General features: G+C 34.1%; 24 protein-coding genes and 1 tRNA gene. 18 read left to right on the top strand and 7 right to left on the bottom strand.

All coding sequences use genetic code 11. From position 1 onward, the window contains the following. Positions 1-7 precede the first annotated feature (7 nt). Complete coding sequence (locus FC091_RS08625) at positions 8-1,342, top strand: DUF58 domain-containing protein (protein WP_394344066.1); 1,335 nt, start codon at positions 8-10, stop codon at positions 1,340-1,342. A gap of 183 nt (positions 1,343-1,525) precedes the next feature. Beyond that, positions 1,526-1,942, top strand: coding sequence for a DUF2141 domain-containing protein (locus tag FC091_RS08620; RefSeq protein ID WP_138433864.1), 417 nt, complete (start codon positions 1,526-1,528; stop codon positions 1,940-1,942). Positions 1,943-2,159: 217 nt separating this feature from the next. On the opposite strand, the gene FC091_RS08615 is transcribed toward FC091_RS08620, so the two are convergent. Next, positions 2,160-2,639, bottom strand: coding sequence for a Dps family protein (locus tag FC091_RS08615; RefSeq protein WP_138433863.1), 480 nt, complete (start codon positions 2,637-2,639; stop codon positions 2,160-2,162). Between the two features lie 106 nt (positions 2,640-2,745). On the opposite strand from FC091_RS08615, the gene FC091_RS08610 reads away from it, so the two are divergent. Beyond that, the gene (locus FC091_RS08610) at positions 2,746-3,684 is read left to right on the top strand and encodes a LysR substrate-binding domain-containing protein (RefSeq protein ID WP_076620726.1); all 939 of its coding nucleotides are present in this window, start codon (positions 2,746-2,748) and stop codon (positions 3,682-3,684) included. Positions 3,685-3,711: 27 nt separating this feature from the next. On the opposite strand, the gene FC091_RS08605 is transcribed toward FC091_RS08610, so the two are convergent. The 3 genes from FC091_RS08605 to FC091_RS08595 form a co-directional block, all read right to left on the bottom strand. Beyond that, on the bottom strand, positions 3,712-3,909 hold the full coding sequence (locus FC091_RS08605) for a hypothetical protein (RefSeq protein ID WP_076620725.1): 198 nt from the start codon (positions 3,907-3,909) through the stop codon (positions 3,712-3,714). Positions 3,910-4,130: 221 nt separating this feature from the next. Continuing rightward, on the bottom strand, positions 4,131-4,958 hold the full coding sequence (locus FC091_RS08600) for a TIGR00266 family protein (protein ID WP_076620724.1): 828 nt from the start codon (positions 4,956-4,958) through the stop codon (positions 4,131-4,133). Between the two features lie 114 nt (positions 4,959-5,072). Continuing rightward, a complete protein-coding gene (locus FC091_RS08595; RefSeq protein ID WP_138433862.1) occupies positions 5,073-5,540 on the bottom strand; it encodes a DUF4442 domain-containing protein in 468 nt (155 codons plus the stop codon). 147 nt (positions 5,541-5,687) lie between these two features. Here FC091_RS08595 and FC091_RS08590 point away from each other — a divergent pair, with 147 nt between their 5' ends. From FC091_RS08590 to FC091_RS08565, 6 genes are all read left to right on the top strand, one after another. Next, entirely contained in the window at positions 5,688-6,134 is a 447-nt protein-coding gene (locus tag FC091_RS08590) for a DUF4870 domain-containing protein (RefSeq protein WP_076620722.1), read from the top strand. A gap of 108 nt (positions 6,135-6,242) precedes the next feature. Further along, entirely contained in the window at positions 6,243-6,584 is a 342-nt protein-coding gene (locus tag FC091_RS08585) for a PadR family transcriptional regulator (RefSeq protein ID WP_076620721.1), read from the top strand. Beyond that, complete coding sequence (locus FC091_RS08580; RefSeq protein ID WP_138433861.1) at positions 6,581-8,359, top strand: PspC domain-containing protein; 1,779 nt, start codon at positions 6,581-6,583, stop codon at positions 8,357-8,359. Before FC091_RS08585 ends, FC091_RS08580 begins: the two co-directional genes overlap by 4 nt. 85 nt (positions 8,360-8,444) lie before the next feature. Continuing rightward, on the top strand, positions 8,445-8,966 hold the full coding sequence (locus FC091_RS08575; RefSeq protein WP_138433860.1) for a nuclear transport factor 2 family protein: 522 nt from the start codon (positions 8,445-8,447) through the stop codon (positions 8,964-8,966). 40 nt (positions 8,967-9,006) lie between these two features. Continuing rightward, entirely contained in the window at positions 9,007-9,735 is a 729-nt protein-coding gene (locus FC091_RS08570) for a head GIN domain-containing protein (RefSeq protein ID WP_138433859.1), read from the top strand. 184 nt (positions 9,736-9,919) lie between these two features. Further along, on the top strand, positions 9,920-10,750 hold the full coding sequence (locus FC091_RS08565; protein ID WP_246035835.1) for a GIN domain-containing protein: 831 nt from the start codon (positions 9,920-9,922) through the stop codon (positions 10,748-10,750). A gap of 65 nt (positions 10,751-10,815) precedes the next feature. Here the strand turns inward: FC091_RS08565 and trxB are convergent, their stop codons facing one another. After that, positions 10,816-11,799, bottom strand: coding sequence for a thioredoxin-disulfide reductase (trxB, locus tag FC091_RS08560; protein ID WP_138433858.1), 984 nt, complete (start codon positions 11,797-11,799; stop codon positions 10,816-10,818). A 158-nt stretch (positions 11,800-11,957) separates the two neighbouring features. Here trxB and FC091_RS08555 point away from each other — a divergent pair, with 158 nt between their 5' ends. Beyond that, entirely contained in the window at positions 11,958-12,440 is a 483-nt protein-coding gene (locus tag FC091_RS08555; protein ID WP_138433857.1) for a hypothetical protein, read from the top strand. 159 nt (positions 12,441-12,599) lie between these two features. Continuing rightward, a complete protein-coding gene (locus FC091_RS15215; protein WP_171032495.1) occupies positions 12,600-12,743 on the top strand; it encodes a hypothetical protein in 144 nt (47 codons plus the stop codon). A 62-nt stretch (positions 12,744-12,805) separates the two neighbouring features. On the opposite strand, the gene FC091_RS08550 is transcribed toward FC091_RS15215, so the two are convergent. Then, positions 12,806-12,880 (bottom strand) — tRNA-Pro (locus FC091_RS08550). A 103-nt stretch (positions 12,881-12,983) separates the two neighbouring features. On the opposite strand from FC091_RS08550, the gene FC091_RS08545 reads away from it, so the two are divergent. The 7 genes from FC091_RS08545 (at position 12,984) to FC091_RS08515 (ending at position 19,486) form a co-directional block, all read left to right on the top strand. Continuing rightward, positions 12,984-14,084: a PQQ-dependent sugar dehydrogenase gene (locus tag FC091_RS08545; protein WP_138433856.1), complete on the top strand. Its 1,101-nt coding sequence runs from the start codon at positions 12,984-12,986 to the stop codon at positions 14,082-14,084. 14 nt (positions 14,085-14,098) lie between these two features. After that, positions 14,099-14,536: a c-type cytochrome gene (locus FC091_RS08540; RefSeq protein ID WP_138433855.1), complete on the top strand. Its 438-nt coding sequence runs from the start codon at positions 14,099-14,101 to the stop codon at positions 14,534-14,536. A 47-nt stretch (positions 14,537-14,583) separates the two neighbouring features. Continuing rightward, entirely contained in the window at positions 14,584-15,189 is a 606-nt protein-coding gene (udk, locus tag FC091_RS08535) for a uridine kinase (RefSeq protein ID WP_138433854.1), read from the top strand. Continuing rightward, a complete protein-coding gene (locus tag FC091_RS08530; RefSeq protein ID WP_138433853.1) occupies positions 15,189-15,515 on the top strand; it encodes an FtsB family cell division protein in 327 nt (108 codons plus the stop codon). The genes udk and FC091_RS08530 overlap by 1 nt, the downstream gene beginning before the upstream one ends. Further along, the gene (locus FC091_RS08525; protein ID WP_138433852.1) at positions 15,508-16,878 is read left to right on the top strand and encodes a methylmalonyl-CoA mutase subunit beta; all 1,371 of its coding nucleotides are present in this window, start codon (positions 15,508-15,510) and stop codon (positions 16,876-16,878) included. Before FC091_RS08530 ends, FC091_RS08525 begins: the two co-directional genes overlap by 8 nt. Before the next feature lie 50 nt (positions 16,879-16,928). After that, the gene (scpA, locus tag FC091_RS08520) at positions 16,929-19,046 is read left to right on the top strand and encodes a methylmalonyl-CoA mutase (protein WP_138433851.1); all 2,118 of its coding nucleotides are present in this window, start codon (positions 16,929-16,931) and stop codon (positions 19,044-19,046) included. A gap of 68 nt (positions 19,047-19,114) precedes the next feature. Next, entirely contained in the window at positions 19,115-19,486 is a 372-nt protein-coding gene (locus FC091_RS08515) for a S8/S53 family peptidase (protein WP_138433850.1), read from the top strand. Between the two features lie 99 nt (positions 19,487-19,585). On the opposite strand, the gene FC091_RS08510 is transcribed toward FC091_RS08515, so the two are convergent. Further along, positions 19,586-22,345 carry a M16 family metallopeptidase gene (locus FC091_RS08510; RefSeq protein ID WP_138433849.1) on the bottom strand — a complete coding sequence of 920 codons (2,760 nt, stop codon included), beginning with the start codon at positions 22,343-22,345 and terminating at the stop codon, positions 19,586-19,588. Between the last annotated feature and the right edge of the window lie 183 nt (positions 22,346-22,528).

Here is a 22,528-nt window from a genome sequence, read left to right as displayed (position 1 = left end):
AAACCAGGTGCTAAAACGACTCAAACCATTTTACTTACAAAACAGATTTTTTTATGCCTGTATTGGCGTTATTATTCTATTTGTATTTAGTTTTATTTTTCCTAGACTATTTAATATTGTTAAGATTGTTTTGTTACTTCTTGTAACGCTTACAGTATTGGATATCATAATACTATTTACTGCAAAAAATGGTGTAAAAGGCGAACGTATAGTACCTGAAAAATTTTCGAATGGAGATGAAAATCCTGTGAGATTAATCATTCAGAATTTCTACACGTTTAGTGTTTTTATCAATATAATAGATGAAATACCCGAACAGTTTCAGGCTAGAGACTTTAGCATTAGCAGAAAATTGAACGCCTCTAGTTCGTCAGAACTAGAATATAAACTAAGACCAACTGAACGAGGCGAATATCATTTTGGTAAACTCAATATCTATGTTACTTCGGTTTTTGGCCTCATAGCCAGACGTTTTTGGTACAACGAAGCTGCAATGGCACCAACTTATCCTAGCTTTATACAATTGCGCAAGTATGATTTGCTGGCTATAAGCAACAATCTGCACCAATATGGTATAAAGAAAATTAGAAAGATTGGGCATACCATGGAATTTGAGCAAATTAAAGACTATGTGCTTGGCGATGATTTAAGAACGATTAACTGGAAAGCTACCGCAAAGCGAAACCAATTAATGGTTAATCAATTTCAGGATGAAAAATCCCAACCAATCTACTCTATTATCGATAAAGGTAGAGTGATGAAAATGCCTTTTGAAGGTCTATCACTTTTAGATTATGCCATAAATGCCGCTTTGGTAATATCTAATGTTGCTTTAAAAAAACATGATAAGGCAGGTATTTTAGCTTTTTCTAAAAAGGTTGAAAACATAGTAGTTGCAGAGCGAAGAACGTCTCAAATGAATCTTATTTTAGAGACACTTTACAACGTTAGCACTGATTTTTTTGAAAGTGATTACAGCAGATTATACGCAGATGTAAAGCGAAACATCACACATCGAAGCTTAATGCTGCTCTACACTAATTTTGAAACTTTAGACAGTTTACACAGACAACTACCCTATTTAAAAGGTATTGCAAAAAATCATCTTTTGGTAGTGATATTCTTTAAAAACACAGAGTTAAATTCATTAATATCAGAGCCAGCCGAAACCGTACAGCAAGCCTACGATAAAGTTATTGCAGAAAAATTTGCTTTCGAAAAGCGATTGATTGTTAATGAACTTCAGAAATATGGTATTCAGTCTATTTTAACCGAACCTGAGCATTTAACTATTGATACGATTAATAAGTATCTAGAAATTAAAGCAAGAGGACTTTTGTAGTGATTAGTGAAACTAAAAAATTGAGTAAACCAACAAGCATCTCAACAATTAAACGCATAAACAATCAATAAAAACAATTCATCATCATAAAATTACAGTTCGGTAATAACAATTATTCTATCTTTAGGTAATGTTAGATATTTGAGTCATCAATTAAAACATTAACCATAAATCTATTTTAAAATGAAAAATTTAATTTTAACACTCGCATTAGTCTTCAGCACTTTATTCAGTTTTGCGCAAGATGAAGGTATTACAATTACAGTAACTATTGACAACGTTACCAGTAACGAAGGTAAAGTACTAATGGCTCTACACACATCAGAAACTTTTATGAAAGGTAAAGGCATCAAAAATGGTGAATCTACTATAGAGGATGGTAAAGTCACCTTAAAATTTGAAAATGTTTTACCAGGTGATTATGCTATACTTGCTTTTCATGATGAAAATAATAGCAAACGTATGGACTTTCACGAAAACGGAATGCCAAAAGAATCTTTCGGAATGTCTAACAATGTTATGGCAATGGGACCTCCTCAATACGAGGATGCTAAATTTACTGTTGCTGATGAAGATTTAGAATTAAATATTAGATTTTAGAATACTATTTTATCATCAATCAAAAACAATCAAACAAAAAGGCTGTCTGAAAAGTTAATGTTTTGTAAATCTGAACTTGTTTCAGATTCTAAAACAATTCGAAAATCAGTTCATTGAGATTCTGAAATATACTTCGACTGCGCTCAGTGGGACAATTCAGAATGACAGATTCTCACACTCTTCAGACAGCCTCTATTTTTAATAAACATATTGTTCTCTATACAGTCTCTCCCAACCAAGCTTTCATCATCCAAACGGTTTTCTCTTGTTCTGTGATGAAATCGCTCATCATAGCAACCGTTCCTTCATCATTAGCATCACCTGCAGCATCAAGAATGCTACGTTCTATTTTTAGTAATTCCGTAAGAGAATCTACGATAAGATTTACAGCTTTCTCATCTATAGACACATTTTTACCAACTGGCACCTTGGCTGCTTTTGTGTAATCTTCAAACGTATGTAATGGTGTTTCTCCTAAGGTTAAAATACGTTCCGCAATTTCATCTACCTTAGTGTTTGCATCAGTATAAAGCTCTTCAAACTTTTCGTGAAGATTAAAAAATGCTCTACCTTGAATGTTCCAATGTATGCCTCTTAAATTTTGGTAATACAGCTGAAAATTAGCTAACAAATGATTTAAATCTTTAGCTAATGATTTTGTTTTTTCGGTATCTAAACCTATACTATTTAACGTCATTTTTACTACGGTTTTAATGTTTATTCAAATTTACTACTAAACAAAAGCACAATTACTATAGATTTTATAAATAGTTTTTATATTTTTATAGCCTAAACAAATAGTTATGACCATTACACAACTTAAATACGCTCTAGCTATAGCAGAGCACAAGAACTTTACCAAAGCAGCAGAAAAATGCTTTGTTACGCAACCCACGTTAAGCACTCAAATTCAGAAACTTGAAGACGAATTAGACGTCGTTATTTTTGATAGAGGTAAAAAACCTATCGAACTAACCGAAGTTGGTAGAAAAATAGTGTTTCAAGCCAGAAATATTGTTAATGAAGCAGAGCGTATTCAAGATATTGTAGATCAGCAAAAAGGCTTTATTGGTGGCGAATTTAGACTTGGTATTATACCAACCATAATGCCTACACTTTTACCAATGTTTCTTAAAAATTTCATTAAGAAATATCCTAAGGTAAAATTAAAAATAGAAGAACTTACCACTGAAGAAATCCTTACGCGTATTAACGATGGCCACTTAGATGCTGCTATTGCTGCAACACCTTTAGAAAGCGACAATATAAAAGAGCGTGTTTTATATTACGAGCCTTTTGTAGCTTACATACCAGACAATCACAGATTAAGCGATAAAAAGACCGTAGAAGTATCGGATTTAGATATTGAAGACATGCTATTGCTAGAGGATGGCCACTGCTTTAGAGAAGGAGTTATAAATTTATGTAAAACATTTAAAGATCAAATAGATGATAACTTTCAGTTAGAAAGCGGTAGTATAGAAACGCTCATAAAATTATCTAACGAAGGTATGGGAATGACGCTTTTACCTTATTTGCATACCTTAGATTTAAAAGAAAAATTAAGTCCCAATCTAAGACATTTTGCAAAACCCTCACCAGCAAGAGAAGTTAGTATTATTTATCACAAAAGCGAGCTAAAAATGCAGATCATTGATGCCATGCATAGTGTGATCTCAGGAATTATACGTGGAGCGATTGCCTTTAGTGATGTAGAAATTGTAAGTCCTTTGTCTAAATAAAAAAAGCGACTCGTAAGTCGCTTTTTTTTATGCTTTTAAATAAATTAAACATTGATTTAATTCTGGGTTTTGATTGATTAGGGACTGAATAAATATTCGCAATTCTTCTAGTTCGTGAGGCAGTAAACGTCTTACTGCTTTTTCCACTTCCTTACAGAATAATGTCGCATCAAAACTAACCTTTTTAAGTACAGTTTTTGTGTACTCAAACATTGCTCTCGCCATGGGTAATTTTAAGTTTTAGGTTCAACAAAAAGAGTAATTTTCTCTATAGGCTATTGTTTCAATTCAATTTCTAAGATAGAAAAAAATCATATTTGCCGAAACAATATTCCCAAAGTTTAACAGCTTATTATGTTAAAAGTTGAAATTACTCGTTGAACGTTTAATTTGTTAAAAGGGAATTCTTACGCTGTAAAGTTTTGATTTTATGAGAATTAAAGTTTTTAAAACCTATTATCACCATCCAATAAATCACCTAATCCACCAAGGATGCTTCCTTCGCCTCTGCTTTTACCACCTGCTTTTGGTGCTGATGCTATAACTCTATCTGCTAATCTACTAAATGGTAATGATTGTATGTATACTTTTCCTGGTCCTGTTAATTTAGCAAAGAATAAACCTTCACCTCCAAAAATTGAATTCTTTATACCACCTACAAACTCAATATCGTAATCGACATCTTGTGTAAAGCCAACAATGCAGCCTGTATCTACGCGTAAAGTTTCACCTGGTTGTAAAGTCTTTTCTGCCATAGTACCACCAGCATGCACAAATGCCAAACCATCTCCTTCAAGCTTTTGCATTATAAAACCTTCACCTCCAAATAAACCTCTACCAAGCTTTTTAGAAAACTCAATACCAACACTTACTCCTTTAGCGGCACATAGAAAAGCATCTTTTTGGCAAATAAACTTCCCTCGATATTGTGTTAAGTCTATAGGTATAATTTTTCCTGGATATGGTGATGCAAATGACACATTGCGCTTTCCTGTAAGGTTGTTATAAAAAGCAGTCATAAACAAGCTTTCGCCTGTAAGGATGCGTTTTCCTGCACCTAGTATTTTACCCAAAAATCCTTTATCTTTTTGTGAGCCGTCACCAAAAATGGTATCCATTTTAATACCATCGTCCATCATCATAAAACTTCCTGACTCTGCAATAACCGCTTCCTGTGGATCGAGTTCTATTTCCACATATTGCATTTCTTCGCCATAGATGCGATAATCTATTTCGTGTGCATTTCTATCTGTAAAATCTGGTAATTGTTCCATATTATATTTTCGTTTTAAGGTTGATGTATCTATAAGTTGATTTGTAAAAAGATTTGTTACAATTATTATGTCAAAATAAAATTACTAAACACTTTATACTATTTATTGTCTACTTTAAAGTAAAATCGTAGATTTTACTTTAAGCGTCCACTCAAAGTTAAAAGAAGACACTTCTACTCCATCTGTATTGACTCCATTGGCACTTAGCCAAACCGTTTGTCCTTCTCCGGTTTCAATAGCTTTACGTATCGCTTCGTCTATTTTATGACCTTCCTTACAGGTAAAAGTTATTCTCCCAGTTGCTTTTTTTGTAAACGTCGCGTTATTATTAGCCACTAACATGGATATTTTTTTACCACTTTCTTTAATTTTTTTCATTACCAAAGCACCAGTTGTTAACTCTGCAGCCATACCTTGTACAGCCCAAAACATAGAGTTAAAAGGATTTTGATTTATCCAACGATGCTTTACAGTAACTACACAAGTTGTATTATCTAAAGACTTTGTTCTTACACCAGTAAAATACGCTGCAGGTAGCTTAAACATTAAGAAAGTATTGAGCTTAGAAGGCGATATGTTCATTTAAAATAATTTAGATTTTGCACTAAAATAACCCAAATAATTCAACACTACTAATGTTAAAAAAATGTTAATTTTAAGTACTATGCGTAACATAATACCTTCTTTTAGACATATATTTGTATAAGAAACTATTATATACTTTTAAAAATGGTAGACAATCATCATAAAAATTTAGCAACATTTATACATCTTTCAACCTTTTCTAGATTTATAATTCCGTTTGGTAATTTTATCGGTCCAATAGTATTATGGGCTGCTAATAAAGATAAATCTGAGTTTGTAGATCAGCACGGAAAGCAAGCCATTAACTTTCAGATTAGTGTGTTACTCTACGCCATAATTATAGGTACTATCAGTGTTCCGTTTTTCATCTTTAAACTTTTTAGAGGGTTGGATGTTATAGATTTTCATGGTTTTCATGATTTTCACATTAATGTTGGAGAACCTTCTCCACTACTCTATATAGGTGGAGGACTTGGAGCGTTGGCTGTTATTGGATTTATAATAGAATTAGCACTTATTGTTAAAGCAAGCCTATCTGCCAGAGATGGAGAGGTTTATAAATATCCGTTAACAATCAATTTTTTAAAATAAAATCACTTGCCCTGAGCTTGCCTGCATTGAGCGTAGTCGAAGTGTCGAAGGGTCATCAATAATCAATCAAAAAATGAACAGTTTAATCACATTTAAGACCTTATTACTATGAAGATCGAAAATACAAAAGCACAAATGCGTAAGGGTGTTCTGGAGTATTGCATCTTATCCATCTTAAAAGATGAAGATGCCTATGTTGCAGAGATTCTGGCAACACTAAAAGACGCAAAAATGCTTGTTGTAGAAGGAACCATATATCCACTATTAACAAGATTAAAAAATGCTGGATTGCTCAACTACCGTTGGGAAGAATCCACATCTGGACCACCAAGAAAATATTATGGTCTTACAGAAACAGGTAAGTTGTTTCTAAACGAATTAAACACGACTTGGAGTGAATTACAAAATGCAGTAAACCTAGTAACCAGTACAAAAACAACAAAAAAATGAATAAAACAGTCAATATAAATTTAGCAGGTATATTCTTCCACATAGACGAAGATGCATATCTTAAGTTATCGCGCTATCTTGAGGCTATAAAACGTTCATTTACAGACTCTCAAGGTCGTTCAGAAATTATAGCAGATATCGAAGCACGTATTGCAGAGCTCTTCTCTGAGCGCATACAAAATGAAAAACAAGTTGTAGGTATTAAGCTTGTAGATGAAGTTATAACCATAATGGGACAACCAGAAGATTATTTGGTTGATGATGAAATCTTTGAAGACGAACCTCAACAAAAAAAATCTTATACCTCTGGTCCTACCAAAAAACTATTTAGAGATACAGATAACTCATACATTGGTGGTGTCGCTGCAGGTCTAGGACATTACTTTGGTATAGAATCTATCTGGATGCGACTTATATGGTTGTTATTAGCTATAGGTTCTGGTGGTACATTCATCTTCATCTATCTTATCTTCTGGGCATTAGTACCAGAAGCCAGGACAACAGCGGAAAAACTGATGATGACCGGCGACCCTGTGAACATCAGTAACATTGAAAAAAAAATTAAAGACAGCATTGATTCGGTCTCTGAAACCGTAAAAAATGTTGATTTTAAAAAAAAAGGTGAAAAATTTAAGGAAGGATTAGATGATCTTACGGATAATATTTCAGAAACTGTAAAAAGTGTAGATTTTCAGAAGCAAGGCAATCGGTTAAAGTCGAGTTCGCAAACATTCTTTGATTCCATTGGAAGTATTTTAATGTTCTTCCTAAAGATTGTAGCTAAGTTTATTGGTATTATCTTAATCATTGTTGGTGTTAGCACATTAATCGCGTTAATTGTAGCCTTATTTACAGTTGGTATTACTGATGCTGTTCATCTTCCTGGTTTAGATTTATTGTACGTTGCAAATGCAGCTAACATTCCAATATGGCTAATGTCTATGCTTCTATTCTTTGCCATTGGTATACCATTCTTTTTTGTCTTCTATTTAGGATTAAAGATTTTAGTAAATAACTTAAAGTCTATTGGTAATGTAGCCAAATTTACACTACTCGGTTTGTGGCTAATGTCTATTATAGGTCTTGTTATTACAGGTGTAAAACAGGCAACAGAGCACGCCTTTGATGCAAAAGTTACCACTAAAAATGAGTTAAATATAAAAACCGGAGACACTATCAGTTTAAACAACTCAAGTTTAGATGATTATAACAGTTACAGATACAACCGTAATGGCGAATTTAATATTATTGAAGATGATAATGGTCGTAGTTTGGTATCTTCTAACATAAGATACATTGTTAAGTCTACAACAGACTCTGTAGCTTCTATAATAATTGAAAAAGAGGCCACAGGAAGAAATTATAACCGAGCTAAGAAACGTGCAGAAAATATTGATTATGGCTACAGGTTAAATGGAAATACTCTTGTTTTAGACAACTACTTAAAAACAGATATTGAGAATAAGTTCAGCGAACAAGAAGTTAGAGTTATTATTTATTTACCAGAAGGCACAATTCTTTATACTGATAAGCATTTTTCAAGATCATGGAGATACAGTTACTCAAGATACGGCACAAATATTCTAAGAGATATTGAATTTGGTCAGTATTACAGAATCACCAAAGACAATGCAGAATGTTTAGACTGTATCAATGATGAGGATATCGAAGAAAATGTAACCTCAGAAGAAGTATTATCGTCTAAACAAGATAAGCCTGAAGTTAGTCTAAAAATAGACGAAGATGGTGTTGATCTAGAGGTCAATGACAATTGATACCGAGAAAACGACAGTTCGGTAATAATAAGTTTAAATCAATCAAAATAACACAGACTTTTGTTCTGTAATCATCAATCAAAAAATGAACCAATCAATCAAATCACTTTTGCTATGCAGTATCGGACTATTAATGTCTGGTATTGCATTAGCGCAAGTGGACTCAAACTCTGAACTTTTTAAAACATTAAAAGCTAAAGACAGTATTCTTTTCAAAATAGGTTTTAACAAATGTGACCTCGAAAAAAGTGCAGAGTTAATGTATGACGACTTAGAGTTTTACCACGATAAAGGTGGTATAACGCATTCTAAAGAAGAGTTTATATCAACCATGAAAAACGGAATTTGTAGAGACAATAATCCTGAAAAAGTATATCGATTTCTTGTAGAAGAAAGTTTAGAAGTTTTCCCTATGTATAACAATGGTAAACTCTATGGCGCTCTACAAAACGGAAAACACTTTTTCTCTACAGACGAGAACATGTATTTTGAAAATACTGATAATTATGCATTGTTTTCACATTTATGGATTCTTGAAGAGAATAATTGGAAACTAAAACGTGTCATAAGCTATAATCATACATCTATAGACAATAGAGAAGATTAAATCTTAAAAAAAAACATCAATCAAATAAATCAAAAAAATCATGAGCACATTAGTAAGAGTAGTAGTCACCAGTATTTTAAGCATCATAATGCTATCCTGTAATTTTTCAATGAATTTAGGACCTGGTGTAGATGGTAACAGAAACGTTGTTTCGCAAGAACGTTCTATTTCTAATGACTTTGAGTCCATTAAAGTGAGCCAAGGTCTAGACCTTTACATTACCCAAAGTAATGATGTAGCACTTAGTGTTGAAGCCGATGAAAACCTTCACGAATTAATAATGACTGAAGTTGAAAACGGGACGCTTCGCATTTACACTACCGAAAATATCAGAAACGCAGCTTCAAGAAAAATCAACCTAAACGTCGCTAATATTTCAGCAATTAAAGCCACAAGTGGAAGCGATGTATATTCAACAAATACAATTATGACCAAAGATTTAGAACTTAATTGTACAAGTGGTGCTGATATGACCTTAGATGTAAAAACAGAGACCTTAAATTGCCACTCAACAAGCGGAAGCGACATAAAACTAAGTGGCTCAACCACACTGTTAATAGCAGAGGCAACCAGCGGAAGCGACATTAAAGCATCTAACCTAAAGGCTGAAACATCTAAAGTAAAAGCCACTAGTGGTGCTGATATTTCAGTAAACACATCCAAAGAACTTACTGCGAGAGCTACTAGCGGTGGAGACATTAGATATTCTGGCAATCCGGAAAGGATTGAAAAATCTGATAGCTCCTCTGGAAGCGTAAGAGCTAATTAATTAGCATTTATACACCAATATTCAGTTAACTTAACCAACATAAATCACTAAAAACCAATCGATTGCAAACCGCTTCAAATTCTTTATAGAGTTTGGGGCGGTTTTTGTATATCTTTGTTTAACAGCTAAAAAAGTGACATTATTATTGAATTGTGTCTCATTAATAGCGAAACAAAGATTATAGATGAAAAAATTTTTACTCATTTTAGTTTTAATAGTGGTGGCAGCACCACTGATTAATGCACAAGAAAAAATTAAAGGTGATAGAAATGTTACCATCAAACAAACGTACATTGATGACTTTCATACCATAGTGGTTAATGGTGATTTTTCTATAGAAGTTGTATACAACAGCAAACCATCAGTAAATGTAGAAACAGATGACAACTTGCATGATGTTATTCAGTTTGAAGTTGTAGATGGTGTTCTGTCTTTTGCACAAACAATGCGAATTACATCAAAAAAAAGATTGAATATTACTGTAAATTATGGTGACGCCCTTCAAAATATTGAAATTAGAGGTGATGGAGAAATACGATCACTAACCTCAATGGAGCTTGGCGATGCAAGCTTAATAACGAGTGATGATTCGAGGGCTTATCTCAACATAAATGCCAATAATTTCACATACAAAAGTTCAGGAAAATCTAAAACACGTTTAAACCTTACAGCAGACTCAACAAAAATTGAGTTAAGTGACAACAGCAAACTAGACGCCCTAATTAATAGCAAAGTAGCAGATTTTGATTTGTACCAACGATCTGATGCTGTTATTGAAGGTGCTGCGAATAGTTCTGTAATTAGACTAGACAATTCTACTAATTTTAACAGCCCAAAGTTTGATGTTAAAACAGTAGATACCACATTAGAAGGAAACAGCGATTTAACAATAAGCACAATAGATAATATTACTATTGCAGCATCTGGTGATACTGAAATTTATCTTTTTGGTAGTCCTGCAATTACTATTACAAAGTTTGAAGACACCGCAAAACTTCAGAAGAAAAAACGATAGTTTTAAAAAGCATTAATAAAAAAGCCGAAGTAAAACTTCGGCTTTTTATGTTTATATTACTAAGGTTAATTATATGTAGAAGTTGCAACTTCAAAATCAGCTTCTTTGGCTGCTAAATAACGTTCAGCATCCAAGGCTGCCATACAACCTGTACCAGCTGCCGTAATAGCTTGTCTATATACATGGTCTGCTGCATCACCACTTACAAACACACCTTCAACATTAGTTTTGCTTGTTCCTGGTTGTGCATTGATAATATAACCTGTTTCATCTAAGTCTATCTGACCTTTAAAAATATCTGTATTTGGTTTATGACCAATGGCTACAAAAAATCCTGTTGCTGGTATATCGTGCTTTTCATTAGTTTGGTTGTTAAAAACTCTTACACCAGTTACAACTTGTCCATCTCCTAATACTTCTTCAGTTTCAGTATTGTATAAAATTTCGATGTTTTCAGTTTTCTTTACACGTTCTGCCATAATCTTAGATGCTCTAAACTCATCACGACGCACTAGCATAGTTACTTTTTTACAAAGTTTTGATAAGTAGTGTGCTTCTTCACAAGCAGAATCTCCTGCACCAACGATTACAACTTCTTGATTTCTATAAAAGAAACCATCACAAACTGCACAAGCCGAAACTCCACCACCTAATTGAAGATATTTTTGCTCAGAAGGCAAGCCCAAATATTTTGCTGAAGCACCAGTTGATATTATCACAGTCTTTGCATGAATTTCCTTTTCATCATTAACCCATACTTTATGAATATCACCAGAAAAATCTACTTTAGTCACCCATCCATGACGCACATCTGTACCAAAACGTTCAGCTTGTTTTTGTAATTGTATCATCATTTCTGGTCCTGTGATTCCATCAGGATATCCAGGGAAGTTTTCAACATCATTAGTAGTTGTTAATTGACCTCCTGGCTGCTCACCTTGGTATAAAACTGGTTCCATATTTGCTCTAGATGCATAGATAGCAGCTGTATAACCTGCAGGTCCAGAACCTATTATTAAGCATTTTAATTTTTCAATTGTATCAGACATATCTTGTGTTTTATTACAAAGCAAAAGTAGGATTTTTGTATAAATCCTTACATAGAAGTTATTAACACTAACTATAGCATCATAAAGTTTTCAAATTGCTTTAATTTCTCAGATTAATTTACTAATTTTTAAGTGTTTAATAGCTAAATCAACCTGTCATGAAAACAAAAATTCTATTTCTAAGTATGCTATTGTTACTAGTTTTTTCGTGTAAAAATGAAACTAAAAGTACAGAAGAAACCAATACTTCATCTAATAGTAACCAAACCAATAAGCTTAATGACCTAAAAGGTACATGGGAACTTACAGGATTTTATAATTACAAAGATAATGTCGTTGTTGATTCTTTTAAAATGAACCCTGATTTTAGACAACTAAAAATGTATACAGATACCAAAGTAATGTGGTGTAAACACAGACCTGCTGATTCATCTGAGTGGTTTGGTTATGGCACATACAAGTATGATGGAAATCAACTTACCGAAGTATTAGACTTTGGTTCTGCAGTTATGGATGAAGTCATAGCAGAAAAGAAGCAATTTATTTTTGAATTGGACTTGTATCCAAATAAATTTCAACAAATTGAATTGGATGAAGAGGGCAATAGAATTTATTCAGAAAACTACGTACGGGTCGAATAAACTTACACAAGCGCTGAATCTGCTTCTTATTTATACTTTAACAAAATCTTATTAAAAATCTACCTTTTGAAGACCAAGAGTATAAAGGTTTAACCTTTTTTAACTTGCGAAAATTCCTTAAAACCTCTATATTCTAGTGAACCCATAAAAATATTAGAAATGAAGTTTATAAAAGAAGAGGATGAAGAAAGAAAAGACTATCTTTTCCAAAAAGATAAAAAAACAATTATTAGTGCAAGAATTATTGGTATTGTACTAATAGTTTTAATTGGTGTGGTAATTATTTCAGGAACTATTTTATAACTGATAACCTTTTAATACAAGGAAAAAAAAGCTCAGCAGATGCTGAGCTTTTTCTATAAAAGTCGGGGTGGCAGGATTCGAACCTGCGACCTCCGCGTCCCAAACGCGGCGCGATAACCGGGCTACGCTACACCCCGAATATTAGTTATCGATTTTAGGACTGCAAATATAGCCTTTATTCTTTATTATCCAACAACATTTTTCTAACTTTAAAAATTGATATTAAATTCCTTTTGAGTTATGAAATTAAGATTTCCAATAATAGGTTTAATTCTAATAAGCATACTTACTTGCGCACAAGACAAAAACCCAACCAATACCAAAAACACTCACGAAGTTGTTGTTTCAGATTTAAACATCCCTTGGGGTTTTACGTTTTTACCTGATGGATCTATGCTTATTACTGAAAAGGCCGGACAATTAATTCAATTTAAAGATGGAAAGAAAACTGAAATTTCTGGGTTACCTAAAATTTATGTGCGAGGACAAGGAGGATTAATGGATGTGACGCTTCATCCTGATTATAAAAATAATAGCCTAGTTTATTTTTCTTATGCTTCTTCCGATGGTGAAGGTGATGGTGGCAACACTACAATAGCATCTGCAAAATTCAAAAATCAAACACTTACAGACTGGAAAGTACTATACAAGGCTGAACCTAATTCTAGAAGAGGGCAGCATTTTGGCTCAAGACTTCAGTTTGATAAGGATGGTTATCTATATTTCTCTATTGGTGACAGAGGAAACCGAGACGAAAATCCACAAGACATAACCAAAGATTGTGGTAAAATTTATCGTATTAATGCTGACGGTAGTATCCCAAATAGCAATCCATTTTACGAGGATTCTAATGCTAAAAAAGCCATCTATTCATTTGGGCACAGAAATCCACAAGGCATGACCATACATCCCAAAACAGGCAAAATATGGACACATGAGCACGGCCCAAAAGGTGGTGACGAAATAAATATTATAAAAGCCGGGAAAAACTACGGTTGGCCAGTAATTAGTTATGGCGTCAATTACAGTGGCACAAAATTTACAGACATTACCGAGAAAGAAGGCATGGAACAACCACTTCACTATTGGGATCCTTCAATAGCACCAAGTGGAATGGCTTTTATTAATAGTGACAAATATGGTGATTGGAAAGAGAATTTACTGGTAGGGTCATTAAAATTTCAGTATTTAGATATGTGTACTTTAAAAGATGGCAAAGTCATTAAAGAAGAACGTTTATTAGATGGTATAGGGAGAGTTAGATCTATAGAACAAGGACCTGATGGTTATATATATGTTGGAGTAGAAAATTTAGGAATTGTAAAGTTATTAAGAAAATGATAAAATATTTCAGAATGTTGATTTTAGCACTGTTGGTTACTTCTTGTAATTCTGATAACAAGAAAAATAATCATGCAGATTATTCAATAAATAAAGAAAACACAGCCTTAGACCCACAATTAAAAGATAGTTATGAGCGCGGCAAATTAGTTTATAACGATTTGTGTATAACCTGCCACATGAGTAACGGTGAAGGTGCACCTAAAGCTTTTCCACCATTGGCAGAATCCGATTATTTAAAAGAAAACCAAGAAGCAAGCATAAAAGGGATAAAAAAAGGTATGTCTGGTGAAATTGTTGTAAATGGTATTACCTACAACAGCGTAATGGCACCTTTAGGCTTAAGCAATGAAGAAGTTGCGGATGTTATGAATTACATAAACAATAGTTGGGGAAATAATTATGGTAAAATAATTACCGCAGAAGATGTGACAAAAGTCATCAAAAACTAGTGCTAATTAGCTAACTTTGCAGAACTAACTAAATCTAATCATTTACAATGCTTATAATCGGAATTGGCGGTGGAACAGGATGTGGAAAAACCACTGTTGTTAATACAATTCTAAAAGAACTACCTGAAGGAGAAGTTGGCGTAATATCCCAAGATTCTTACTATAAAGACACATCTCATTTAAGTTTTGAAGAACGTGTAAAAATCAATTTTGATCATCCTCGTTCTATTGATTTTGAACTACTAGAAAAGCACCTTAAAGAACTTAAAGAAGGTAAATCCGTAAATCAACCTGTATACTCATTCGTTAAGCACAATCGAACAGGAGATATTATTGTGACACAACCAAGAAAGGTAATGATTGTTGAAGGGATTCTCATTCTGTCTCATCCAGAAATAAGAGAATTATTTGATATCAAAATATTTGTACATGCAGACTCTGACGAAAGACTAATCCGACGTTTAAAAAGAGATATTACAGAACGTGGAAGAGACATAGATGAAGTTTTAAATCGTTATCAAAACACTTTAAAACCAATGCATCAACAGTTCATAGAGCCAATGAAGGAGTATGCGGATATTATAATCCCAAACAATAAATACAACACAGTAGCTGTAGATATCGTTAAAACAATTATAAACGAAAGATTATAATGAAATTCTTAAATAATAAATATCTAAAACCATTCAAGAATATTTATGTTCTAGTATTGGTTGTATTTATTGTTTGGATGTTGTTTTTTGATGCCCACTCATGGTTTTTTCATCATGAATTAAATTCTGAAATTGAAGAACTAGAGTACCAAAAAGAGCACTATAAAAACGAAATTGCGAAAGACAATAAAGCTATTAAAGAGCTGAGTACCGAAGAAGGAATTGAACGTGCTGCACGCGAAAATTATTACATGAAAAAAGATAATGAAGATATTTTTATTATTGAGTACCAAGACAGCATAGCTAAACAAGATAACAATGAGTAAATCCTTATTTAAAGATTTTGAAGCTGTTTCCTCAAAAGCCTGGAAACAAAAAATACAAGTAGACCTTAAAGGAGCAGATTACAACGACACCTTAATTTGGCATACCAATGAAGGCATAGACGTTAAACCTTTTTATCATTCTGATGAATTTGAAAATTTACCAAAAACCTCAGCAAGTAAAGCCACGCAATGGAAAATTTCACAAGTTATTGAGGTAGAAGATGCTAAAGAAGCTAATACAAAAGCTACAGATGCTATTTCCAGAGGCGCTGAACATATAACATTTGTTATTAAAAATGAAGCGCTTAATCTTGATGAACTTCTTAATCAAATAGATTTGGAAGAAACAAGCATACGTTTTAAAATGCAGTTTCTTTCTTCAGAATTTATAGAACAAAATGCTGCCGTATCATCTACTGGCTTAAGATTACATTTTGATACGGACATAATAGGTCATTTGGCGAAAACTGGTAATTGGTATACAAACTTAAAAGACGATCACGAAAAATTTGATGCTATTGTAAAGTCATCTTATCAATTTTCTGTAGATGCTAGTCTTTACCAAAATGCAGGCGCCAATATTGTGCAGCAATTGGCTTATAGCTTGGCACATGCCAACGAATATTTAAATCATTTCGATAATTTATTAGATGAAATAAAAGCATCAATAGAGGTAACTTTCAACACAGCAGTTGGCTCAAATTACTTCTTTGAGATTGCCAAACTTAGAGCGCTTAGACAATTGTGGGCTACACTTGCAACAGAATACGGTTTTAACACCAACTGTAAAATAATTGCAACACCGAGCAAACGCAACAAAACCATTTACGATTACAATGTAAACATGCTTCGCACAACTACAGAGTGTATGAGTGCTGTATTAGGAGGCGCAAATGTTGTTGCCAATTTACCATACGATAGTTTGTATCATCACCCAAATGAATTCGGTGATCGCATAGCGCGTAACCAACTTTTAGTACTTAAAAATGAAAGCTATTTTGATAAGGTAAATAATCCTGCTGATGGCGCTTACTATATTGAAAGTTTAACCCAACAATTAGCAGAAAAAGCTTTAGCTCTTTTTAAAGATATTGAAGCTAACGGAGGATTCTTAAGTCAATTAAAAGAAGGCACAATCCAACGAAAAATAAAAGAAAGTGCTGGCAAAGAGCAAGCCGATTTTGATGCAGAAAAACTAATTCTTTTAGGAACAAATAAGCATCCAAATCCTGCTGATAAAATGAAAAATGATTTAGAAGTAAGTCCTTTTTTAAAGATTGAAAAACGAAAAACTCTCATCGAACCAATAATTGAAAAAAGATTGTCTGAAACCTTAGAATTAAAACGATTAAAAGCTGAGTAAGAATTGAAAGATTAAGATTTCAAACGATACTCAAATAAAATCAACTTAAGATGACTCGCAAAAACCTTCAACATATAAAGCTAAAAACCGAGAGCCAAGAGCCAAAAGCCAAAGGCCGTTTCACAACAGCTGAAGACATTAAAGTTAAATCTAACTATTCAAAAGAAGATCTAAAAGATTTGGAGCATTTAGATTTCGTAGCAGGTATTGCTCCTAACCTTCGTGGTCCATACTCTACCATGTATGTACGTAGACCTTGGACGATTAGACAGTATGCAGGTTTTTCTACAGCAGAAGAAAGTAACGCCTTCTACAGACGTAATTTGGCTGCAGGACAAAAAGGACTTTCAGTAGCGTTTGATTTAGCTACGCATAGAGGTTACGACTCAGACCACGAGCGAGTTGTTGGTGACGTTGGTAAAGCTGGTGTTGCCATAGATTCGGTTGAAGACATGAAAATTCTCTTCGATCAAATTCCGTTAGATAAAATGTCGGTTTCTATGACCATGAATGGTGCTGTTTTACCAATTATGGCATTTTATATTGTGGCGGCAGAAGAGCAAGGTGTAAAACCAGAACAACTGGCAGGAACCATTCAAAATGATATTCTAAAAGAGTTTATGGTGCGTAACACATACATTTATCCACCTACTCCATCGATGAAAATCATTTCAGATATTTTTGAATACACTAGTCAGAATATGCCACGTTTTAACAGTATTAGTATTTCGGGTTACCACATGCAAGAAGCCGGTGCAACCTGCGATATTGAGTTAGCGTATACTTTAGCAGATGGTTTAGAATACATAAGAAAAGGCTTAGGTGCAGGTATGGATATTGATACGTTTGCTCCACGTTTATCGTTCTTTTGGGCAATTGGCATGAATCACTTTATGGAGATTGCCAAAATGAGAGCTGCACGTATGCTTTGGGCTAAACTTGTAAAGCAATTCAACCCTAAAAATCCAAAATCTTTGGCTTTAAGAACGCATAGCCAAACCTCTGGTTGGAGTTTAACTGAACAAGATCCTTTTAACAATGTTGCAAGAACTTGTATAGAAGCTGCTGCTGCTGCCTTTGGTGGCACGCAAAGCTTACATACCAATGCACTAGATGAAGCTATTGCCTTACCAACAGATTTTTCGGCACGTATTGCACGTAATACACAAATATACCTTCAAGAAGAAACACATATTACCAAAACAGTAGATCCTTGGGCTGGTAGCTATTATGTTGAAAGTTTAACCAACGAGATTGCTGAAAAAGCCTGGCAACTTATTGAAGAAGTTGAAGAATTAGGCGGCATGACAAAAGCCATCGAAGCCGGAATTCCGAAACTACGTATTGAAGAAGCTGCCGCTCGCAAGCAAGCACGTATCGACTCTGGACAAGATATTATTGTTGGTGTGAACAAATACCAACTGAAAGAAGAAGATCCGCTTCATATTTTAGAAGTAGACAACCAAACGGTTAGAACCCAACAAATAGAGCGCCTTAATCATATAAAAAGCACCAGAGATACCAAAGCAGTTACTAATGCTTTATCTAAGTTAACAGCTGCTGCTAAATCTGGTGAAGAAAATTTATTAGCTTTAGCAGTAGATGCTGCAAGAGAGCGCGCCACTCTAGGTGAAATTAGTGACGCATTAGAGGCTGAATTTGGACGTTACAAAGCACAAATAAAATCATTTAGCGGAGTGTATAGCAAAGAAATAAAAGACGACGAAAGCTTTAAAAAAGCCAGAGAACTAGCAGACCAATTTGCAGAACAGGATGGTCGTAGACCACGAATAATGATTGCAAAAATGGGACAAGATGGTCATGATAGAGGTGCCAAAGTTGTAGCTACAGGTTATGCCGATGTTGGTTTTGATGTGGATATTGGCCCCTTATTTCAAACACCAAAAGAAGCTGCTAAGCAAGCTGTAGAAAATGATGTGCATATTTTAGGTGTGTCCTCATTAGCTGCTGGACACAAAACTCTTGTACCACAAGTTATTGAAGAGCTTAAAAACTATGGCAGAGAAGATATTATGGTTATTGTAGGTGGTGTTATCCCAAAACAAGATTACCAATATTTATTTGATGCTGGTGCAGTTGCTGTCTTTGGGCCTGGTACTAAAATTAGTGATGCTGCGATTCAGATTTTGGAAATTTTGATTGATTAATTATTTCTTTTACAGAATTATTAACATATATGAAAGGTTTCAGTCACTAACTTAGACAAAAAATTGCCATGTTAAAGTTTACACTCAAAAGATTTCACATATTCATTTTCATCACTGTATTACTCTCTTGTAACAACGATAATGCTAACGAATCTAACGATTTACAAGAAGTAGAAATTTGTAATGATAGCACTGATAATGATGGAGATGGTTTAACTGATTGTGAAGATCCTGATTGTAATGATAACGCTAACTGTGAAGAGATCTGCAATGATGGAATAGACAACGATGGTGACGGCTTTATAGATTGTTCTGACCTTGACTGTGAAGATTTTCCTGACTGTTTGATAGAGCGTTGCATTGACGGTGTTGATAATGATGGTGATGGATTAGTTGATTGTGATGATCCTGATTGTGACGACAATCCTAATTGCCAGTGATAAAGAACAAATTGTTTTATTACCATAACAAAATAATTCGTATTTCTTAATAAAAAGCCCTTCAAATGAAGGGCTTTTCTTTTATTATGATTTTATAGATTAATCATCAACTTTATCATCTTTCTTAATTTCATATTCTTTAAAATCACCTCCATTTACAACAGTCCAGTCTTTCATGTCTTTAAAATAGGTTTTAATCGCCTTATTAACATCTTCAACGGTTAAACTTTTCACCTTTTCCTCAACGTTTTTCTGAAACATCATATCTCTTTCATAGTACAAGTTGTTATTAATTGTACTTGCTAATTCATTATCTTTTGCTCTAGAGACACTTTGCGCTTGTACCCAACCTGCAACCGCATCGTCAAGTTCTTGTTGGGTAATTCCGTCTTTAATAAAACGCGCTATTTCTTCTTCAAATCCTTTTTGAACTTTAGCTTCATTTTCTGGAGCATAAATCGCATAAATGTACATTCCAGAATTTTTATCATCTTTATCTCCATCTACATTAACTCCACCTCCTGCACCATAGCTTACACCATCTTGCTGACGTAATCTCGTTGCTATACGAGAGTTTAAGAAACCACCACCAAACACAGATCCAGCCACTTGTAAAGCTGCATAATCGTCATCATACTGGCTACACTCAAAGTTTAAGAACCCTAACGTGAAGGCATTCTTTTTGTCTGGAGTTTTTATTTGTTCGTTTGCTGGATTATTGGCTCTGTAAGGATCTTTAATTTCAGAATACGGCAAATCTGATTTAAAATCAGCGTACGCAGTTTCAAAATATCCTTTTAGAGCTTCTTCATCAATATTACCAATAGCTACTAATGTCGCGTTGTTCGAAATTCCGTAGAAATCATCATAATACGCTTGCATTGCTTCAACCGTCACGTCATTGATCGCTGCTAGTTCTTCTTCCATAGACATGTTGTACAACGGATGTCCTTTAGGATACGTCTGATTAATTTCACCCAAACGTTTTTGCACCAAATATTGTGGTTCGGTTTTGTTACGTTCAATGTTAGCGATATCCTGAGTCTTAAGTTTATCTAATTCCTCTTGACTAAATGATGGCGATTTTAACATCTCAGTCATTAAATCTAGAGTTTCCATTAAATGCTCTTTTGTAGAGGTTACATAAGCGTAAGTTCTGCCGTTACTTCCACTAAAATATACGCTAGATTTAAGCTCACTTAGCTTATCTTCAATATCTTGTCTAGATTTTGTTTTAGTCCCTTTATTGAGCATTCTTGCTGTATAATTTGCAACGCTTCCTTTGTTCATTAAATCATTAACGCTACCATTTCTAAAGGTAAAATTGACATTCACAGTTTCACCTCTATTATCCTTTTTAATGAAGCCGTATTCAATACCAGTTTTTCCAATGGTACCCGTTTCTAAGCGGTCTTGAATGTTTGCGTAAGACACATCAAAAGCCTCACCGACACTCATGGCCTCCTTACCTTTATAACTAGACACCAATTCCTCCAGACCTTCTGTGTGAGGGACTTCGATACGCATTGGTTGTTTTGTTGGCACAAAATTGCCGACTGTTCTATTTGTTTTTATAAAATAATTACTTAACACTTCGTTGACTTGCTCTAGTGTTGCAGCCTCTACACGATCTCTATGAATAAACATTAACCTCCAGTCTCCTGCACCAATAAATTCGCTTGTATAGGTTCCTAAAAATGAAGAGTTACGCATCATTTGGTCCATTTGCTTACCTAAGTTGGCTTTAGCACGCTTTAATTCTTCCTCTGTAATTGGATTCTCGCGTAGTCCATCAAAAATCTCTAATAATGTAGACTCAGCCTCAGCTAAAGACTTATCAGAAGGCACATCAACATTAAAGTACATAAAACCAGGTTCCTTGGTAAATGGCGAAAAACTCCATATTGAAGATGCCTTATTACTCTCTACCAACGCTTTGTATAAACGTCCAGAAGGTTGATCGGTTAGAATATTTTCTACAAGCGCTAATGGTGCATAATCTACATGTGAACCTGCTGGTGTATGATACAACGCAGAAACCAACTGCAAGTCTCCTACTCTACTTAATTCTACGCGCTTTTCACCATCTTGCGGAGGTTCTATGGTTGGAACGTCTCTTAAAGGAATATCGGGATTTTTTATTCCACCAAACTTCTTTTCAATTAAAGCAAGTGTTTTATCCTTATCAAATTTACCTGTTACCATTAACACAGCATTATCTGGTCGGTAATACTTTTTATAGAATGCTTTTAGGTTTTCAATTGGCACACGCTCAATATCAGACTTATTACCAATGGTTGACTGACCGTAATTATGCCATAAAAACGCAGAGCTAATTACCTTTTGCATCAATACACTTGTTGGTGAGTTTTCCCCAGATTCAAACTCATTTCTAACTACCGAAAACTCAGAGTCTAAGTCTTTTTTGGCGATATAAGAGTTTACCATACGATCAGCCTCCAGATCTAAAGCCCAGTCTAAATTGTCTTCTGTGGCATTAAATGTTTCAAAATAATTGGTGCGATCGTACCAAGTGGTACCATTGGGTCTTGCTCCCCTAGCTGTTAATTCCTTTGGAATATCAGGATGGTTAGGCGTACCCTTAAATACTAAATGCTCTAATAAATGAGCCATACCTTTTTCTCCATAACCTTCATGTCTCGACCCAACTTTATAGGTGATATTAACTGTAATAGTTTGCGAAGAATTGTCCGGAAATAACAAGACTTTAAGTCCATTATCCAATTTGTACTCAGTAATACCTTCTACTGAGGCTGTCTGCCTAGGCTGTGCTTCTACAACAATAGAAAAGAGTAAAGCAATAGCCAGCACTAATGTAGTGCGAAAATTAGTTTTCATGTTTTTGATTAATTTATTGGTTACGCTAAAGTTAAATATTAAGATTTTAAAATCATGTTAAAAAACTGACAATTAAAGCTTCACGAATATTTAACCTTATGTTAGCTTATATTATGTAGAACGTAAAAAAGCTTTCAAATATTACCTTTAAATAAAAAGCAAACTGTTAACAACTTCAATTTT

The sequence above is a fragment of the Winogradskyella algicola genome (assembly GCF_005869935.1).
GTDB classification, from domain to species: Bacteria; Bacteroidota; Bacteroidia; order Flavobacteriales; family Flavobacteriaceae; genus Winogradskyella; species Winogradskyella algicola.
The sequence above is the reverse complement of the archived record's forward strand: the minus strand, read 5'-3'. Positions and strand labels throughout refer to the sequence as shown.

What these genes read in the sequence shown, in the direction of transcription:
- FC091_RS08590 (WP_076620722.1), top strand. Translation starts at nt 5,688, where the DNA reads ATGGTAGACAATCATCATAAAAATTTAGCAACATTTATACATCTTTCA.
- trxB (WP_138433858.1), bottom strand. Translation starts at nt 11,799, where the DNA reads ATGTCTGATACAATTGAAAAATTAAAATGCTTAATAATAGGTTCTGGA.
- FC091_RS08570 (WP_138433859.1), top strand. Translation starts at nt 9,007, where the DNA reads ATGAGCACATTAGTAAGAGTAGTAGTCACCAGTATTTTAAGCATCATA.
- FC091_RS15215 (WP_171032495.1), top strand. Translation starts at nt 12,600, where the DNA reads ATGAAGTTTATAAAAGAAGAGGATGAAGAAAGAAAAGACTATCTTTTC.
- FC091_RS08510 (WP_138433849.1), bottom strand. Translation starts at nt 22,345, where the DNA reads ATGAAAACTAATTTTCGCACTACATTAGTGCTGGCTATTGCTTTACTC.
- FC091_RS08555 (WP_138433857.1), top strand. Translation starts at nt 11,958, where the DNA reads ATGAAAACAAAAATTCTATTTCTAAGTATGCTATTGTTACTAGTTTTT.
- FC091_RS08565 (WP_246035835.1), top strand. Translation starts at nt 9,920, where the DNA reads ATGAAAAAATTTTTACTCATTTTAGTTTTAATAGTGGTGGCAGCACCA.
- FC091_RS08605 (WP_076620725.1), bottom strand. Translation starts at nt 3,909, where the DNA reads ATGGCGAGAGCAATGTTTGAGTACACAAAAACTGTACTTAAAAAGGTT.
- scpA (WP_138433851.1), top strand. Translation starts at nt 16,929, where the DNA reads ATGACTCGCAAAAACCTTCAACATATAAAGCTAAAAACCGAGAGCCAA.
- FC091_RS08530 (WP_138433853.1), top strand. Translation starts at nt 15,189, where the DNA reads ATGAAATTCTTAAATAATAAATATCTAAAACCATTCAAGAATATTTAT.
- FC091_RS08615 (WP_138433863.1), bottom strand. Translation starts at nt 2,639, where the DNA reads ATGACGTTAAATAGTATAGGTTTAGATACCGAAAAAACAAAATCATTA.
- FC091_RS08540 (WP_138433855.1), top strand. Translation starts at nt 14,099, where the DNA reads ATGTTGATTTTAGCACTGTTGGTTACTTCTTGTAATTCTGATAACAAG.
- FC091_RS08580 (WP_138433861.1), top strand. Translation starts at nt 6,581, where the DNA reads ATGAATAAAACAGTCAATATAAATTTAGCAGGTATATTCTTCCACATA.
- FC091_RS08610 (WP_076620726.1), top strand. Translation starts at nt 2,746, where the DNA reads ATGACCATTACACAACTTAAATACGCTCTAGCTATAGCAGAGCACAAG.
- FC091_RS08620 (WP_138433864.1), top strand. Translation starts at nt 1,526, where the DNA reads ATGAAAAATTTAATTTTAACACTCGCATTAGTCTTCAGCACTTTATTC.
- FC091_RS08595 (WP_138433862.1), bottom strand. Translation starts at nt 5,540, where the DNA reads ATGAACATATCGCCTTCTAAGCTCAATACTTTCTTAATGTTTAAGCTA.
- FC091_RS08600 (WP_076620724.1), bottom strand. Translation starts at nt 4,958, where the DNA reads ATGGAACAATTACCAGATTTTACAGATAGAAATGCACACGAAATAGAT.
- FC091_RS08525 (WP_138433852.1), top strand. Translation starts at nt 15,508, where the DNA reads ATGAGTAAATCCTTATTTAAAGATTTTGAAGCTGTTTCCTCAAAAGCC.
- FC091_RS08545 (WP_138433856.1), top strand. Translation starts at nt 12,984, where the DNA reads ATGAAATTAAGATTTCCAATAATAGGTTTAATTCTAATAAGCATACTT.
- FC091_RS08515 (WP_138433850.1), top strand. Translation starts at nt 19,115, where the DNA reads ATGTTAAAGTTTACACTCAAAAGATTTCACATATTCATTTTCATCACT.
- FC091_RS08585 (WP_076620721.1), top strand. Translation starts at nt 6,243, where the DNA reads ATGAAGATCGAAAATACAAAAGCACAAATGCGTAAGGGTGTTCTGGAG.
- FC091_RS08575 (WP_138433860.1), top strand. Translation starts at nt 8,445, where the DNA reads ATGAACCAATCAATCAAATCACTTTTGCTATGCAGTATCGGACTATTA.
- udk (WP_138433854.1), top strand. Translation starts at nt 14,584, where the DNA reads ATGCTTATAATCGGAATTGGCGGTGGAACAGGATGTGGAAAAACCACT.